This is a genomic window from Enterobacter mori, assembly GCF_025244905.1.
GTDB classification, from domain to species: Bacteria; Pseudomonadota; Gammaproteobacteria; order Enterobacterales; family Enterobacteriaceae; genus Enterobacter; species Enterobacter mori_A.
Map to the genome: position 1 here is coordinate 2,736,246 of NZ_CP104285.1, position 15,251 is coordinate 2,751,496.

At 53.7% G+C, this 15,251-nt stretch carries 15 protein-coding genes; 7 read left to right on the forward strand and 8 right to left on the reverse strand.

The genetic code is table 11. The features are described 5' to 3' along the window. Window positions 1-16 precede the first annotated feature (16 nt). The 4 genes from htpX to N2K86_RS12925 form a co-directional block, all read right to left on the reverse strand. A complete protein-coding gene (gene htpX, locus N2K86_RS12910; protein WP_260658858.1) occupies window positions 17-898 on the reverse strand; it encodes a protease HtpX in 882 nt (293 codons plus the stop codon). Window positions 899-1,090: 192 nt separating this feature from the next. Beyond that, a complete protein-coding gene (gene prc, locus N2K86_RS12915) occupies window positions 1,091-3,139 on the reverse strand; it encodes a carboxy terminal-processing peptidase (RefSeq protein WP_260658859.1) in 2,049 nt (682 codons plus the stop codon). 19 nt (window positions 3,140-3,158) lie between these two features. Next, the gene (gene proQ, locus N2K86_RS12920) at window positions 3,159-3,845 is read right to left on the reverse strand and encodes an RNA chaperone ProQ (RefSeq protein ID WP_260658860.1); all 687 of its coding nucleotides are present in this window, start codon (window positions 3,843-3,845) and stop codon (window positions 3,159-3,161) included. 96 nt (window positions 3,846-3,941) lie between these two features. Then, the gene (locus N2K86_RS12925; protein WP_010432639.1) at window positions 3,942-4,439 is read right to left on the reverse strand and encodes a GAF domain-containing protein; all 498 of its coding nucleotides are present in this window, start codon (window positions 4,437-4,439) and stop codon (window positions 3,942-3,944) included. Between the two features lie 132 nt (window positions 4,440-4,571). Here N2K86_RS12925 and yebS point away from each other — a divergent pair, with 132 nt between their 5' ends. The 4 genes from yebS to N2K86_RS12945 all read left to right on the forward strand — a co-directional run bounded on the left by yebS (window position 4,572) and on the right by N2K86_RS12945 (window position 10,321). Further along, window positions 4,572-5,855 (forward strand): membrane integrity lipid transport subunit YebS, encoded by a 1,284-nt coding sequence (gene yebS / locus N2K86_RS12930; RefSeq protein WP_260658861.1) that lies wholly within the window; start codon window positions 4,572-4,574, stop codon window positions 5,853-5,855. Continuing rightward, window positions 5,824-8,457 (forward strand): PqiB family protein, encoded by a 2,634-nt coding sequence (locus tag N2K86_RS12935; RefSeq protein ID WP_260658862.1) that lies wholly within the window; start codon window positions 5,824-5,826, stop codon window positions 8,455-8,457. The genes yebS and N2K86_RS12935 overlap by 32 nt, the downstream gene beginning before the upstream one ends. A 77-nt stretch (window positions 8,458-8,534) precedes the next feature. Further along, window positions 8,535-9,977 (forward strand): 16S rRNA (cytosine(1407)-C(5))-methyltransferase RsmF, encoded by a 1,443-nt coding sequence (gene rsmF / locus N2K86_RS12940; RefSeq protein ID WP_260658863.1) that lies wholly within the window; start codon window positions 8,535-8,537, stop codon window positions 9,975-9,977. Window positions 9,978-10,081: 104 nt separating this feature from the next. Beyond that, window positions 10,082-10,321 carry a YebV family protein gene (locus N2K86_RS12945; protein ID WP_042717979.1) on the forward strand — a complete coding sequence of 80 codons (240 nt, stop codon included), beginning with the start codon at window positions 10,082-10,084 and terminating at the stop codon, window positions 10,319-10,321. Between the two features lie 34 nt (window positions 10,322-10,355). Here the strand turns inward: N2K86_RS12945 and pphA are convergent, their stop codons facing one another. Then, window positions 10,356-10,994, reverse strand: coding sequence for a protein-serine/threonine phosphatase (pphA, locus tag N2K86_RS12950; protein WP_260658864.1), 639 nt, complete (start codon window positions 10,992-10,994; stop codon window positions 10,356-10,358). A 167-nt stretch (window positions 10,995-11,161) separates the two neighbouring features. Between pphA and N2K86_RS12955 the strand changes: the two genes are divergently transcribed. Then, window positions 11,162-12,103 carry a VirK/YbjX family protein gene (locus tag N2K86_RS12955; protein WP_260658865.1) on the forward strand — a complete coding sequence of 314 codons (942 nt, stop codon included), beginning with the start codon at window positions 11,162-11,164 and terminating at the stop codon, window positions 12,101-12,103. A 405-nt stretch (window positions 12,104-12,508) separates the two neighbouring features. Here N2K86_RS12955 and N2K86_RS12960 read toward each other — a convergent pair whose 3' ends face one another. From N2K86_RS12960 to yobA, 3 genes are read right to left on the reverse strand one after another with little or no spacing between them, the layout of a single operon-like run. Beyond that, entirely contained in the window at window positions 12,509-12,847 is a 339-nt protein-coding gene (locus N2K86_RS12960; protein ID WP_010432621.1) for a YebY family protein, read from the reverse strand. Between the two features lie 16 nt (window positions 12,848-12,863). Next, window positions 12,864-13,733 carry a copper homeostasis membrane protein CopD gene (gene copD, locus N2K86_RS12965; RefSeq protein WP_260658866.1) on the reverse strand — a complete coding sequence of 290 codons (870 nt, stop codon included), beginning with the start codon at window positions 13,731-13,733 and terminating at the stop codon, window positions 12,864-12,866. 1 nt (window position 13,734) lies between these two features. Further along, complete coding sequence (gene yobA / locus N2K86_RS12970; protein ID WP_260661675.1) at window positions 13,735-14,106, reverse strand: CopC domain-containing protein YobA; 372 nt, start codon at window positions 14,104-14,106, stop codon at window positions 13,735-13,737. A gap of 137 nt (window positions 14,107-14,243) precedes the next feature. Between yobA and N2K86_RS12975 the strand changes: the two genes are divergently transcribed. After that, window positions 14,244-14,474: a DNA polymerase III subunit theta gene (locus N2K86_RS12975; protein ID WP_010432616.1), complete on the forward strand. Its 231-nt coding sequence runs from the start codon at window positions 14,244-14,246 to the stop codon at window positions 14,472-14,474. Window positions 14,475-14,584: 110 nt separating this feature from the next. Further along, window positions 14,585-15,235 (forward strand): carbon-nitrogen hydrolase family protein, encoded by a 651-nt coding sequence (locus N2K86_RS12980; protein WP_260658867.1) that lies wholly within the window; start codon window positions 14,585-14,587, stop codon window positions 15,233-15,235. Window positions 15,236-15,251: the final 16 nt, after the last annotated feature.

The following is a 15,251-nucleotide window of genomic DNA, read 5'->3' on the forward strand; positions in this document are numbered from 1 at the left end:
TTTCGGTCTCTTCGCGTTACTTCAGGTATTCGCCACTGCGCAGCGCTTCGATACGTTTATCGAGCGGCGGGTGAGACATAAAGAGCTCACTGAGTGATTTCGATTTACCGTTAATGCAGAAGGCCATCATGCTGCTCGCTTCCTGCGGCTCGTAGCTGGTCTTCAGACGCTGCAGCGCAGCAATCATTTTCTCACGCCCTACCAGTTTTGCAGAGCCCGCATCCGCGTGGAATTCACGGTGACGTGAGAACCACATGGTAATGATGCTTGCCAGAATACCGAACACCAGCTCAAGTACCATCGAAACAGCGAAATAGATCAGCGGGTTGCCGTTGCTCTCTTCACCTTCGTCGCGGTTGCCCCCCATAAAGCCTGCCGCGATTTGCGCCAGGATACGAGAGATGAAGATCACGAAGGTGTTCACCACGCCCTGAATCAGGGTCATGGTTACCATATCACCGTTCGCGATATGGCTGATTTCGTGAGCGATAACCGCTTCGGCTTCGTCACGGCTCATGTTCTGCAGCAGACCGGTGCTGACGGCAACCAGAGACGCATCTCGACGTGCCCCCGTTGCGAAGGCGTTAATGTCCGGTGCATGGTAAATAGCAACCTGAGGCATCGCGATGCCTGCCTGCTTTGACTGCTGAGCCACCGTGCTCATCAGCCACTGTTCCATATCATTACGCGGCTGCTCGATAACTTCACCACCGACTGATTTCAGCGCCATCCACTTCGACATCAGCAGTGAGATGAATGAGCCACCAAAACCAAACAGCAGCGCCATAATCAACAGACCCTGAACGCTGCTCGACTGAATTCCTGTCAGGCTTAGCACCAGCCCGAATACCACCATAACCGCCAGGTTGGTGAGCAGGAAGAGCGCGATTCGCATCATAATTTTCTTTTAACCTCTGTTTAACAAAACGCACTATGCGATTACCCACATCGTATGGGTATTGTGGCTATTTTCAAGGATTCGAGGGGTGTAAGTCACCAGAAAGACACAACTTTACACAATTGAAGATCAGCTTGACGAGAGGAAGCAGAACTAAAAAAACAGGCACAATGTCTTGTGCCTGTTGAGGGATTATTTTGCAGGTGCCGGTTGCACCGCAGGTTTCTCTTTCTCCAGATTCGCCAGGTCGAGGGCGATATGCACCGTCTCGTCCAGATACGGATCCGGCTCCTGGTAATCTTTTGGCAGATCGTCCAGTTTTTTGAGCAGAGGCTTACCTTCACGTTTGAAGCGATCGTTGATACGCGCCAGACGCGTTGCGTCATCCTCATTGTTCTCTTTTTCACGCTGAGCGTAATTGAGAGAAACAATGTTCCGTTTCGCCTTCAGGGCATTGAAACGCGCAATGTCCTTCAGGATGTACTGGAATTCAGGATCTTTCACGATGCGTTCGTTATGGTCTTTCAGCAACGCAGGACCAAATTGAGTCATGTCGCCAGATTTCACGAACGTCGCAGCATTGATGCTATCCCACGGCAGCGCGTTATCTTCAAACTTCTCGCCCGTTTCGGTCTCTTCGGTGCCCGTTGGCATCATGATATCCGGCGTCACGCCTTTACGTTGCGTACTGCCGCCATTCACGCGATAAAACTTTTGAATGGTGTACTGAACAGAGCCCAGTGCAGGCCATTCCGGGCGCAGCATCTGATCGTAAATACGGTTCAGAGAGCGGTATTGCTGAACGGTGCCTTTACCAAAGGTCGGCTCGCCGACGATAAGCGCACGGCCATAGTCCTGCATTGCCGCGGCAAAGATCTCAGAAGCAGACGCACTGAAGCGATCGACTAACACCACCAGCGGACCTTTGTAATAGACCACACCATCGGTATCGGCATCTTCACGCACTTTACCGTTGTTATCACGAACCTGAACAACCGGGCCAGACGGAATAAACAGACCCGACAGGGAAACCGCTTCGGTCAGCGCCCCACCGCCGTTGCTGCGCAGATCGATGATCACGCTGCTGACGTTCTGTTTTTCCAACTTCTGCAACTGCACTTTCACGTCGTCGGTCAGACCAACGTAGAAGCCAGGGATATCCAGAACACCGACTTTCTCTTTACCGACAGTTTTCACCGACATTTTAACGGCACGGTCTTCAAGACGAATGCGTTCGCGCGTCAGAGTAACAATACGGGTTTTCGTCCCTTTCCCTGCAGGCAGAATTTCCAGGCGAACTTTGCTACCTTTCGGCCCTTTAATCAGCGCAACCACATCGTCCAGACGCCAGCCGATCACATCGACCATGTTCTGTCCGGTTTGACCAACACCGACAATGCGGTCGCCTACGCTAATTGCTTTGCTTTTGGAAGCAGGGCCACCTGCCACCATGGAGTTGATCAGGGTATAGTCATCGTCCATCTGCAACACTGCGCCAATACCTTCCAGAGACAGGCTCATTTCGGTATTAAACTGCTCAGTATTACGTGGGGAGAGGTAGTTGGTATGCGGATCGATTTCGTGGGCGAACGCCGTCATTGCCAGGGAGAACACATCTTCGCTGTTGGTCTGCGCCAGGCGACGGATGGCAAATTTGTAGCGACGGTTTAAGGTCTCACGAATTTCTTTCTCGTCTTTGCCGGTGAGCTTGAGGCTCAGTTCGTCATATTTAACTTTTGCGTCCCACAGCGCATTCAGCTCGGCTTCGTCTTTCGGCCATGGCGCTTTGCTGCGATCCAGATTGAAAGTGTCGTTGCCGGTAAAGTCCATTGGACGTTCCAGCACTTTCAGCGCGTATTGATAACGTTCAAAACGACGCTTTTGCGATAAATTATACAGATCGTAGAACAGATCCAGCTTACCGGAGCGCAGTTCGTCACCCACGTCGGATTTACGTTTAGCGAACTGTTCGACGTCGCTGGCCAGCAATACGTTATGGCTGTAATCCAGCAAGTTCAGATAACGGTCGAAGATTTTGGCCGAAAAGGCCTGATCGAGATCGAACTGACGATAGTGCGAACGAGTAAAGCGCGACGTCACGCGCTCACTCACCGTCGCGTGCTGCGTCTCTTCCTTCAATACCGGAATTTGATCAACACGCGTAATATCGTCCACAGCGAAGGCGTGACCTGTTATAGCAAACAGGCCCGCCAGCGCGGTGAGCTTAAAAAAAGTGTTCATGCCAGGCTTGGCCTCCGTTTCAGAACAACAAGTGTTCTGCGCGTACTATCATTGACATACCAGAAGTCAGCTGTACACGAACGCCGTCTTTGGTGATTTCCAGTACGGTGGCGTCCATCGCATTGTTACCCGCTTTGACCTTCAGAGCCTGACCGACGCTCAGTGCGTTAATGTCAGAAACTGGGGTATGGCGCGGCTCTTCACGAGGTGCGCGTGGGGCTTTAGCTGCTGGCTTGTCAGCACGCGGTTTGCGATCGTTATTCTCATTGCGGCGCGGTGCTGGACGCGGTTTACGCTCGCGACGAGGCGCATCATCCTGACCATTTGCCGCAGCGGCTTCGCGTTTTTTCGCTTGCTGTTCGGCACGCTGTGCCTGAACGCGTGCTTTGGCTTCTTCCAGCTGCTTGCGCGCATGTTCAACGTGCTGCTCGTCCAGTTCGCCGCAAGGGTTACCGTCGAGATCAACACGGGTTGCGCCCGGTTTGATACCGTACAGGTAACGCCAGCTAGACGTATAAAGACGTAAGGCAGAACGAAGCTGCGTTTTGCTGAGATTCATCTCACCTTCAACACGCGCGACCAGATCCTGAAAGATACCGACTTTCAGAGGACGAGCCTCACCTTCAGCGCTAAAGCACTGAGGAAAACGCTCGGCCAGAAATGCGATAACTTCTTTACTGCTATTCAACTTAGGTTGATTTTCCATGAAATTTCCTGATTACAACGGACGTTGCCAACTCGCGCAGGCATGAACAGGCGACATTATAATGACGCTATCAGTAATTGCTACGTTATCCGTTGATTATCCTGCGACGCTCGCAAAGAATTTTTGATAATCGGTTGCTGCCAGAACGTTTTCGAGATTCGCCGCCAGCTCGCGCAGGCCCTGCTCGTCTTCGGAGGTAAAGCGACTGAAGGCCGTACTGTCGATGTCCAGAACGCCAATAATCTGATTTTTTACTACCAGCGGCAGTACGATTTCAGAATTACTTGCCGCATCACAAGCAATATGCCCGTCGAAGGCGTGAACATCCTCCACGCGCTGGACCTGGTTTGTGGCCACCGCGGTACCGCATACGCCGCGTCCGACAGGAATACGCACACAGGCCAGTTTTCCCTGGAAAGGCCCCAGCACCAGTGTTTCACCTTCCAGAAGGTAAAAGCCGGCCCAGTTAACCTCGGTCAACCGTTCAAACAATAATGCACTCGTATTTGCCAGAGTGGCTAAGAAGCTGGTTTCACCTGCCATCAATGCCTTAAAATCGCGGTTGAGATCCGCGTAGAATTCTGTTTTGCTCATTCTTCAATCACTTAGTTGTCTTACAAAATTACCGCATAGCCTATTAAAATAAGCATTAAATGCGCTCATGCTCAAGATGAATCAATTCATGAGTTAATATAACTTTCAACAATACACTTTTGTGCGCAGCTGATGGCCTTAAAAACAACCAAAATTACGCCGACGAAGAAGATCACTATCCATACGGTTAGTGAAGCCCTGCCTCGTGCACATTATCAGCGTTGCCCGCAGTGCGATACGCTTTTTATGTTGCCGAAGATGAAATCGCACCAAAGTGCCTTTTGTCCCTGCTGTGACGCCAAAATCCGCGACGGGCGGGACTGGTCATTGACCCGTCTGGCAGCCATGGCCGTGACGATGCTGTTGCTTATGCCCTTTGCCTGGAGCGAGCCGCTGCTGAAGCTTTATCTGCTCGGCGTGCGTATTGATGCCAACGTGCTGCAAGGGATCTGGCAGATGACGCGCCAGGGCGATCCCCTGACCGCCGCAATGGTGCTGTTCTGTACCGTCGGTGCGCCGCTGGTGTTGGTCGCCGCCATTGCCTATCTGTGGCTTGGTAACATTCTTGGGATGAATCTGCGCCCCGTGTTGCTGATGCTCGATAAACTTAAAGAGTGGGTCATGCTGGACATCTACCTGGTCGGGGTCGGTGTGGCGTCAATCAAAGTGCAGGACTACGCATTTTTGCAGCCCGGCGTTGGGCTGTTTGCCTTCATCTGCCTGGTATTGCTCAGTATTCTGACGCTGATCCATCTCAACGTAGAGCAGCTTTGGGAGCGTTTTTATCCCCAGCGCCCTGCCTCGCGTCCGGATGAAAACCTGCGCGTCTGTCTGGGTTGTCACTATACCGGCTTGCCGGACACTCGGGGCCGCTGCCCGCGATGCCATATTCCGCTAAGGCTGAGGCGTAACAACAGCCTGCAAAAATGCTGGGCAGCGCTGATTGCTTCCATGGTATTCCTGCTCCCGGCTAACATGCTGCCGATTTCAATCATTTACGTGAATGGCGCGCGCCAGGAAGACACCATCCTTTCAGGGATTATCTCCCTCGCCCACAGCAACGTGGGCGTGGCGGCAATTGTGTTTATCGCCAGTATCCTGGTGCCGTTCACCAAAGTGGTGGTGATGTTTACGCTACTTATCAGCATCCATTTTAAATGCGAACAGGGTCTGCGCACACGCATCCTGCTTCTGCGGTTTGTTACATGGATTGGTCGCTGGTCGATGTTGGATCTGTTCGTGATTTCGTTGATGATGTCGCTCATCAATCGCGATCAGCTGCTTGCTTTTACGATGGGACCCGCAGCTTTTTATTTCGGCTCTGCGGTGATATTGACTATTCTTGCTGTGGAATGGCTGGATAGCCGCTTACTTTGGGATGCACATGAGTCAGGAAACGCCCGCTTCGCCGACTGAAGCGAGAATTAAAACAAAACGCCGCATTTCGCCATTCTGGTTGCTGCCCGTCATCGCCCTGATGATCGCGGGCTGGCTTATCTGGACGAGTTATGAAGATCGCGGAAGTACTGTCACCATTGACTTCCAGACCGCCGACGGTATCGTCGCCGGGCGCACCCCTGTTCGCTTCCAGGGGGTGGAAGTCGGTACGGTCCAGGACATCACGCTGGGAAAAGGGCTGAACAAAATTCAGGTGCGAGTCAGTATCAAATCTGACATGCAGGATGCCCTGCGCAGCGAAACGCAGTTCTGGCTGGTAACGCCAAAAGCCTCTCTCGCCGGTGTGTCGGGGCTGGATGCCCTGGTTGGCGGTAACTATATCGGCATGATGCCGGGTAAAGGCGAGCCGCAGGATCACTTTGTGGCGCTCGATACGCAGCCGAAGTATCGACTCAATAACGGCGATCTCATGATCCACCTGCAGGCACCTGACCTGGGTTCACTGAGCAGCGGTTCGCTGGTTTACTTCCGAAAAATTCCGGTAGGTCGCGTTTACGATTACGCCATCAACCCGAACAAACAGGGTGTGACCATTGACGTGCTGATCGATCGCCGCTTCACTAACCTGGTGAAAAAAGGCAGCCGCTTCTGGAATGTGTCCGGCGTGGACGCGGACGTTAGCCTGAGCGGTGCAAAAGTGAAGCTGGAAAGCCTGGCGGCGCTGGTGAACGGCGCTATCGCCTTCGATTCCCCGGAAGGGTCCAGTCCTGCCAAAGCCGATGACACCTTTGGACTGTATGCCGATCTGGCCCACAGTCAGCGCGGTGTGATCGTGAAACTTGCCCTCCCCGACGCCAAAGGACTGAAAGCCGGTTCTACACCGCTGATGTATCAAGGGCTTGAGGTCGGACAGCTGACTAAAATGACGTTAAACCCCGGCGGTTCGGTAACCGGTGAAATGACCGTTGATCCAAGCGTGGTCGATCTCCTGCGTGAGAAAACCCGCATTGAAATGCGCAGTCCGAAGCTGTCGCTGCGCGATGCCAGCATCAGCAGCCTGCTCACGGGCAGTACGTTTGAACTTATCCCCGGAGAGGGCCAGCCCAGCAACAGTTTTGTTATTGCCCCGGCGGACAAAGCGCTGCTGCAAAAACCCGGCGTGGTGACCGTCACGCTTAACGCCCCGGAAAGTTACGGCATTGAAGCTGGTCAGCCGCTGATTTTACATGGTGTGCAGGTGGGCCAGGTCCTGGAGCGCACCCTGTCGGAAAAAGGCGTCACCTTCTCGGCCGCTATCGATCCGCAGTACAGCGATTTGGTACATGGTGACAGCAAGTTCGTGGTGAACAGCCGCGTCGATGTGAAGGTCGGGCTGGACGGCGTTGAGTTTCTCGGCGCCAGCGCCAGCGAATGGGTCAACGGCGGGATCCGCATTCTGCCGGGCAATAAAGGCCCCGTACGGGAGAGTTATCCCCTGTATGCCAATCTCGACAAGGCGATTGAAAACAGCCTGAGCGATCTGCCGACCACCACGCTGACGCTGAGCGCCGAGACGCTGCCAGACGTGCAGGCCGGTTCGGTTGTGTTATATCGCAAGTTTGAGGTCGGGGAGGTGATCACCGTACGTCCACGCGCTGACGCCTTTGATATCGAACTGCATATCAAGCCGGAATACCGCAAGCTGCTCACAGCAAATAGCGTGTTCTGGGCGGAAGGCGGCGCGAAGGTCCAGCTTAACGGCAGTGGGTTAACCGTGCAGGCCTCGCCTCTCTCCCGCGCACTGCGCGGCGCGATTAGCTTCGATAATCTGCCCGGTGCGGGTGGCGATATGCGCAAGGGGGATAAGCGTATCCTCTTCCCGTCTGAGACCGCGGCGCGTGCCGTAGGCGGACAGATCACCCTCCATGCCTTCGATGCGGGGAAACTCGCTGAGGGAATGCCAATTCGCTATCTCGGCATTGATATCGGGCAGATCCAGAAGCTGACGCTGATTACATCGCGTAATGAAGTGCAGGCCACCGCCGTGCTCTATCCGGAGTACGTGCAGACCTTCGCCCGTGCGGGGTCGCGATTCTCCGTGGTCACGCCGCAGATTTCTGCCGCAGGCGTAGAGCATCTCGACACGATTTTGCAGCCCTATATCAACGTGGAAGCCGGTCGAGGCAAAGCCCGTCGTGACTTTGAACTGCAGGAAGCGACGATTACCGATTCACGCTACCTTGATGGCCTGAGCATTGTGGTCGAAGTCCCGGAAGCAGGTGGACTGTCCATCGGAACACCGGTGCTGTTCCGCGGTATTGAAGTCGGTACGGTGACGGGTTTGACGCTGGGTACCCTTTCGGACCGCGTAATGGTCGCGCTGCGCATTAGCGATCGTTACCAGCATCTGGTGCGCAACAACTCCGTATTCTGGCTGGCCTCCGGGTATTCACTGGACTTCGGCCTGACGGGCGGCGTGGTGAAAACCGGTACCTTTAACCAGTTCATACGCGGCGGTATCGCCTTTGCAACGCCACCGGGTACACCGCTGGCACCAAAAGCCCAGCCGGGTAAACACTTCCTGCTGCTTGAAAGTGAACCCAAAGAGTGGCGCGAATGGGGAACCGCCCTGCCGCGTTAATCTGAAAGGCTCCGGTGTCAACGCGCCGGAGCCTTTATGTTACACTGCGCGCCTGACTGTTTCCCTGTGGTGTGCCCGTGGCTCAAAACTCCGTATTTCTTCCTGAACAATTCCTGGCGCAGATGCGCGAGGCGCTTCCTTCTCATCTTTCGTTCGATGATTTTATCGCCGCGTGCCAGCGCCCGTTGCGTCGGAGCATCCGCATCAATACGCTCAAAATCAGCGTGGCCGATTTTCTGACGCTGGTGTCGCCGTATGGCTGGCAACTTACGCCGGTGCCATGGTGTGAAGAGGGTTTCTGGATCGAACGCGACGACGAGGACGCTTTACCACTGGGCAGCACCGCTGAACACCTGAGCGGACTGTTTTATATTCAGGAAGCGAGTTCGATGCTGCCGGTTGCCGCCCTGTTCGCTGAGGGTAACGCGCCCGAACGCGTGATGGATGTCGCCGCCGCACCCGGCTCAAAAACCACACAGATTGCCGCACGCATGGGCAACCGCGGGGCGATCCTCGCCAACGAGTTTTCCGCCAGCCGCGTGAAGGTGCTCCACGCCAATATCAGCCGCTGCGGTATCCATAACGTGGCCCTGACCCATTTTGACGGTCGCGTATTCGGTGCCGCCTTGCCGGAGGCATTCGATGCCATTCTGCTGGATGCTCCCTGCTCCGGCGAGGGCGTGGTGCGCAAAGATCCTGATGCACTCAAAAACTGGTCGGTGGAAAGCAATCTGGATATCGCTGCCACACAGCGCGAGCTGATTGAGAGTGCTTTTCACGCGTTGCGTCCTGGCGGCACGCTGGTCTACTCAACGTGCACCTTGAACCGCGATGAGAATGAAGAGGTTTGTCTGTGGTTGAAAGCGCAATACCCGGATGCGGTCGAATTCTTGCCCCTTAATGACTTATTTACCACGGCACATGAGGCGGCCACGCCCGACGGTTTTCTCCACGTGTTCCCGCAAATTTACGACTGCGAAGGGTTCTTTGTCGCACGTCTGAGTAAAACTCAGGCAGTGGCTCCCCTGCCAATACCAAAATTCAAAGTCGGCAATTTCCCGTTTGCGCCGCTTAAAGGTCGCGATGCCGCACAGCTTGAAGCCGCCGCCGAAAAGATTGGGCTGGTCTGGGACGAGAGTTTGCACCTGTGGATACGTGATAAAGAGATATGGCTGTTCCCGGCACACATTGAGCCGCTTATCGGCAAAGTCCGCTTTTCCCGTATCGGTATCCGCCTGGCGGAAGTACACAACAAAGGGTACCGCTGGCAGCACGAGGCGGTTATTGCGCTGGCGGGTCGCGCCAACACCTTTGAGCTGACGCATCAGGAAGCCGAAGAGTGGTATCGCGGCCGTGATGTTTACCCTGAAAGCACCCCGTCGCAGGATGAGGTCATTGTCACATATCAGGGGTTCCCGCTGGGGCTGGCGAAAAAGATCGGGTCACGGCTGAAAAATAATTATCCGCGCGAGCTGGTTCGTGATGGTCGCTTGTTTACGGGTAACACTCGCACCGACTAAAAAAGCGCATTTTTTTACTGGCGATTTTGCTTTCCTTGTCTAGGCTAAAAAATGGATGTCCGTACTGGTCATACCAGATTTTTGCAACGAACCCGGAGAGCATTATGACGAAAACCAGCGTGCGTATTGGCGCTTTTGAAATCGACGACGCAGAATTGCGCGGCGAAGCACAAGGCGATCGAACGTTAAGTATTCCCTGCAAATCCGACCCGGATTTGTGCATGCAACTGGACGCCTGGGATGCCGACACCAGCGTCCCGGCGATCCTTGATGGAGAACATTCAGTCCTTTACCGCGAGCATTACGACCGTAACACCGATGCCTGGGTCTTGCGTCTTGCCTGACCTAAAGTGAACCCGCCCGAAGGCGGGTTATTTATTACTGCAGTTGAACCAGCGTAAGGAAGCCATCGAACACCGCACCGGTGTCGATATAGTGCAGATTGTTAAAGTCATAGCGTTTATCCAGTGGCGTATGCCCGAACCAGAAATGATCCGCCCCCTGGATCCCCTGCCCTTTACCCACCATAAACCCCATTAAACGGTCACGATCCCACAGCACACGCTGCGCATTCACCGGCTTATTCCAGGTATACTCCGTTGCCGGATAATCCGCATGAGCAATAATATTTAGGCCGTTTGCGCAGGTTATTTCAATAATGTGCGGTAAGTTCCGACACGCATCGAGTAATGTCAGTGCGTGTGTCTTGTCTTCACACTCTGAAAACCATATGCCGCCATTTATCATCCAGAGGGCAAAATCATTATTTTCAATCGCATCCAATGCCATTTGTTCGTGATTCCCTCGTACTGCACGAAACCATTTTTCGTCCATAAGCTGTAAACATTTCACGCTATCGGGACCGCGATCGATGATATCCCCGACGGAAATCAGCAGATCCTCGTACGGATTAAAATGCCGACGTTTCAGTTCATCCATAAGGCATTGATAGCAGCCATGAATATCGCTGACAACCCAGACGTGGCGCCAGTGCTTACCCTCAATTTTCTGATACATAACGCCTCCTTTAAAGAGTATAGCGGCAGCAGAAAATGTCCTGAGTCGATTTTCGTTATAACTAATCCAAACAAACCGTCAACCAACCGGAAATAAAGATCGTCGAGCTATTAATCCCTTATTAACGCCCCTCTAAAATAGAGCGAAATAAAATGAGAGGTCTTCACGTGTCAAACATACACCTGCAAAACGATGTGTTATATCCCTATCGCACAAATATCATCTCCGAGTTGGTGAAAGGAAAACGCGTTCCGGGCCCAATCTGGCAAAAGCGCGGCTACCGGCTGAAGTTCCTGTTACGCTCATTGTTATTCTGGTCTTCCACCCATCGCATGCTGGATGCGCTCTCCGGACGCGATGATTTTGACAGGTTGCTGGTTTCTCAAATCACGTTACCTGGCAAAACCCACCGCCAGTATCTGATGCGTGGCCTGCGTGCCGGCGATCGCGCCGACGCCATTGTCAGTCACTATCACTGGATCGATAGTCTGAAAAATCGAGAACTCGCCCACGCCCTGACGAGCCCACATGGACAGTGCGTTGTGCAATTTCAGGCAAAAAATGACGTCACCTATACCGTCAATGCCTCCTCCGCCGGTAAAGCCGAACGTGAAGGCGAAAGCACATTGTGGCTGCATGATAGCGATAACACCTTGCTGGCCAGTCTGACGTTTTGCGTCGCGCGCAGTCATGGTCGGCCAGTATTGGTGATTGGCGGGCTCCAGGGACCGCGCCGCGACGTATCGCGTGAAGTGATTAAGCAGGCCACCCGCGCCTGCCACGGCCTTTTCCCAAAGCGCGTGCTAATGGAAGTGGTTTTTCAGCTGGCAGCGCATTCGAATATCAACGCCATCTTTGCCGCCAGCGATGAAGGACACGTATTCCGCGCATTGCGCTACCGTATGAGCAAAGGCCGCCATTTCCATGCCAGCTACGACGAGTTCTGGGAATCCCTCAACGGCAGAAAACTCTCGCCTTTCTGCTGGCAGTTGCCACTTCAGGTGGAGCGTAAGTCTCTGGAAGAGATTGCCAGTAAAAAGCGGGCAGAATATCGCCGCCGCTTCGAGCTGCTGGATACTCTTGCGGTATCGGTGCGTTCACGCTTTTAGCTCGCCGATGTCTTTCGCTAACTCAGTACAAAAATTTAACAAAACCGTCAAAAAGGGCTGGACTTTGGCCTGCCGTCTTGTGGTATGTTTGAGGCTGTTGCACAGGAAACGTGCTTGCTGCAGAAGTTGATAATCGGATTTTATCGTTTACTTTCATGCAGATAAAAAGAGACCGAATACGATTCCTGTATTCGGTCCAGGGAAATGGCTCTTGGGAGAGAGCCGTGCGCTAAAAGTTGGCATTAATGCAGGCTAAGTCGCCTTGCCTTTTAAGAATAGATGACGACGCCAGGTTTTCCAGTCCACAGCTAAAGTGGCCTGAAAAAAAGCGTCAGAGCATCATTAAATGTAAAAAACCGCAGTGCTTTCGCGAGCATCTGCGGTTTTTTATTGGAAACACTGGCGTTAACAGAGTTTATCCGCGCGCTCGATAAACGGTGCCAGGCTCATCTTTTGTCCCGGTTTTGCGGGATCGTCAATCTGGATGATGCTAATCGGTTGTCCGTTACTCTTACCGCTGGCAACCTGCTGCTCTGCGGTATCGTTCAACGGGTATTGCACCAGCGTGCTTGGGTTGATCGCGTACAGGGCGTGGCCAGGACGACAGGTCAGCATCACCTCTTCGCGATTGAAGGCCCATTTTTCCTTACCCACCTCAAAACGGCTGACGGTAATCACCTGCGGCGCTGCCAGCGCACTGCCGGTGCAGGCCAACAGTAAAAGAGAAAGTAGTGTCTTTTTCATATGTCTTTAAACCTTGTCAAAAGGGTTCCCAGGTCGCAAACAGACTGACCGTGGCCAGTACCAACGCGCCAAGCACCACTTCTGCCTGTGTCATCCTGATAAAAAGGGTTTGCTCCCACCCTGTGTCCGGACGAAAGCGTGGCACCAGAAAATACCGATTCGTCAGCGCAATTACCACCATCAACGTCACCAGCGCACATTTGAACAACAACATTTTTACGTAGCCCGTCTGCCAGGGCACATTGATACCAGAAATAAGCAGCGCGTTAATGATACCCGTGAATATCACGCCAGCCACGGCATAGTGCCCCACGCGGGAAAAACGCATCATGGTATAGACTGCCGCCGTCTTCCAGCGTCCGTTCGAGAGACGCATACAAAACAGCAGCGGCAGCAATCCGCCAAGCCAGGTTGCCGCGCAGAGGAGATGGATCGCATGATTAAGGCGGTGCAGTGCTCCCGGCGCACCGTCATCCATTGCCGCATGCCCGACGCCCGCCAGCAGGACAAACTGCCCCATCGCAAGCAGCAGCAGCCGCGAACCTTTTTGGGGTGCCAACCACGCGGCACCGGCGGTGATGATGGCCAGAATGATTTGCCACAGCCAGACGCCGCCAAACTGCGTCCCCAGGACGCTCCGCCAGACATCCGCACTCAGCACATCAGGCCAGCCGTTGCCCATCATTCCGCTCTGCACCGCAAACATCAAGAGTGCAGTCACAAGGCTGATTAAGGCGGCCATTTTCTGCTGCGTCTGAAAGCGTCGCAACATCAGGCGTTGAAGTGACGACGGCGCAAACCAGACGCTGTAGAGCGCATTGCCAAAAATCAGCATCAACGCGCCGAAATGGATGAAGCGTAACGTCACATAGACCAGCGCCAGCATATTACTTCACGCTAAAGTGATAGCTGCCTTTGGTTTTGTGGCCGTCAACCGAGACCACATGCCAGTCCACCTGATAGGTGCCTGCCGGCAGCGGTTGTTCCAGTGGCACAACAAGCCGGGCGTTGTCTTTTTCATCCCGCTTCACGGTACCGGTTTTCATCACCTGCCGTTGTGCATCGGTCACCACAACGCCGCTAAATGCCGGTTCAATACCTTCGGAGAAGTTCAGCGTCAGGGTCTGCGGGGCCGCTACCTGAGTATTCGCCGCCGGGGATTGCTGTTTGAGATGCGCGTGTGCCAGAACGGCGGGCGTCACTGCCGAAGCGATCAATAGAGTGAGCGCACGCACCGCGCGGGAAGAGGAGAAATCCATCACAATCATTCCTTATTGTTATGCCTGTAAGGTAAAGAATAACGCTGTATAATAAACGAGTCGAGGATCATCCTCCCTTCGCTTGTCATCGTCATCCAATCGCGGTAACGTTGCCGCCGCATAAAAAGGAGAAGGTAATGAACATTAATCTGGCTGCCCTTCCTCAGGACGAGATGGACAAAGTAAATGTCGATCTCGCCGCCGCTGGCGTAGCATTTAAAGAACGCTATAACATGCCCATCGTGGCTGAAGTTGTCGAGCGTGAACAACCCGCGCACCTGCGCGACTGGTTTCGTGAACGCCTGATTGCGCATCGACTGGCCTCGGTTAATCTCTCGCGGCTGCCGTACGAACCTAAAGTTAAATAAGCTTAACGACTCATTACACTTCCTTACGCGGATTATGGCAGGATAAGAAAACCCTTATAAAATTAGGTGTATTCTTAAATCCTGGCGACTCAGTGTATAAGGAAGTCACGATGTCTCGATGGAATATTGCAGCAGCCCAATATGCCGCACAGCACCCCAGTGTCGATAGCCATGTAAAACACCACCTCCGTTTCATTGACGAAGCGGCGCGACAGCAGTGTCAACTGCTGGTGTTTCCTGAACTCTCATTAACAGGCCCCGGCGAGGCTGACCTACCCGCGCCGCCCGACGATCTGCAACTTTCCCCGCTCCTTCACGCCGCGCAGTCATACAATATAACGGTTATTGCAGGGCTGACGCTCGTTCATCAGGGCCAGCGTCATAAAGGACTCGCCCTCTTCACGCCCCACCTTGATACTGTCCTCCGTTATCCTCAGGGACGCGGTGCGAGCCTGATCCCGGGGGATAAACAGCTCACTATTATCGATACCCAGTCAGACACCCCTAACCTCGATCCGCAGGCCACGTTATTAACCAGTTGCCAGGCGGTGGGCGATAACCGTTGGCGGCAGTCCATCAGTAAATTGCAGCGTTTCGCGCATAAGTATGCCATTGCGGTATTAATGGCTAACGCCCGCAGCGGCAGTGCATTGTGGGATGAAAAAGGTCAGTTGATCGTTCGCGCCGACAAAGGCGAGCTGCTCTTGACCGGATCTCTTGGCAGACAGGGTTGGCAAGGCGATATCATTCCTTTAGGCTAAGCGTTTTAGGGTCAGG

What these genes read in the sequence shown, in the direction of transcription:
- htpX (WP_260658858.1), bottom strand. Translation starts at nt 898, where the DNA reads ATGATGCGAATCGCGCTCTTCCTGCTCACCAACCTGGCGGTTATGGTG.
- prc (WP_260658859.1), bottom strand. Translation starts at nt 3,139, where the DNA reads ATGAACACTTTTTTTAAGCTCACCGCGCTGGCGGGCCTGTTTGCTATA.
- proQ (WP_260658860.1), bottom strand. Translation starts at nt 3,845, where the DNA reads ATGGAAAATCAACCTAAGTTGAATAGCAGTAAAGAAGTTATCGCATTT.
- N2K86_RS12925 (WP_010432639.1), bottom strand. Translation starts at nt 4,439, where the DNA reads ATGAGCAAAACAGAATTCTACGCGGATCTCAACCGCGATTTTAAGGCA.
- yebS (WP_260658861.1), top strand. Translation starts at nt 4,572, where the DNA reads ATGGCCTTAAAAACAACCAAAATTACGCCGACGAAGAAGATCACTATC.
- N2K86_RS12935 (WP_260658862.1), top strand. Translation starts at nt 5,824, where the DNA reads ATGAGTCAGGAAACGCCCGCTTCGCCGACTGAAGCGAGAATTAAAACA.
- N2K86_RS12945 (WP_042717979.1), top strand. Translation starts at nt 10,082, where the DNA reads ATGACGAAAACCAGCGTGCGTATTGGCGCTTTTGAAATCGACGACGCA.
- pphA (WP_260658864.1), bottom strand. Translation starts at nt 10,994, where the DNA reads ATGTATCAGAAAATTGAGGGTAAGCACTGGCGCCACGTCTGGGTTGTC.
- N2K86_RS12960 (WP_010432621.1), bottom strand. Translation starts at nt 12,847, where the DNA reads ATGAAAAAGACACTACTTTCTCTTTTACTGTTGGCCTGCACCGGCAGT.
- copD (WP_260658866.1), bottom strand. Translation starts at nt 13,733, where the DNA reads ATGCTGGCGCTGGTCTATGTGACGTTACGCTTCATCCATTTCGGCGCG.
- yobA (WP_260661675.1), bottom strand. Translation starts at nt 14,106, where the DNA reads ATGGATTTCTCCTCTTCCCGCGCGGTGCGTGCGCTCACTCTATTGATC.
- N2K86_RS12975 (WP_010432616.1), top strand. Translation starts at nt 14,244, where the DNA reads ATGAACATTAATCTGGCTGCCCTTCCTCAGGACGAGATGGACAAAGTA.
- N2K86_RS12980 (WP_260658867.1), top strand. Translation starts at nt 14,585, where the DNA reads ATGTCTCGATGGAATATTGCAGCAGCCCAATATGCCGCACAGCACCCC.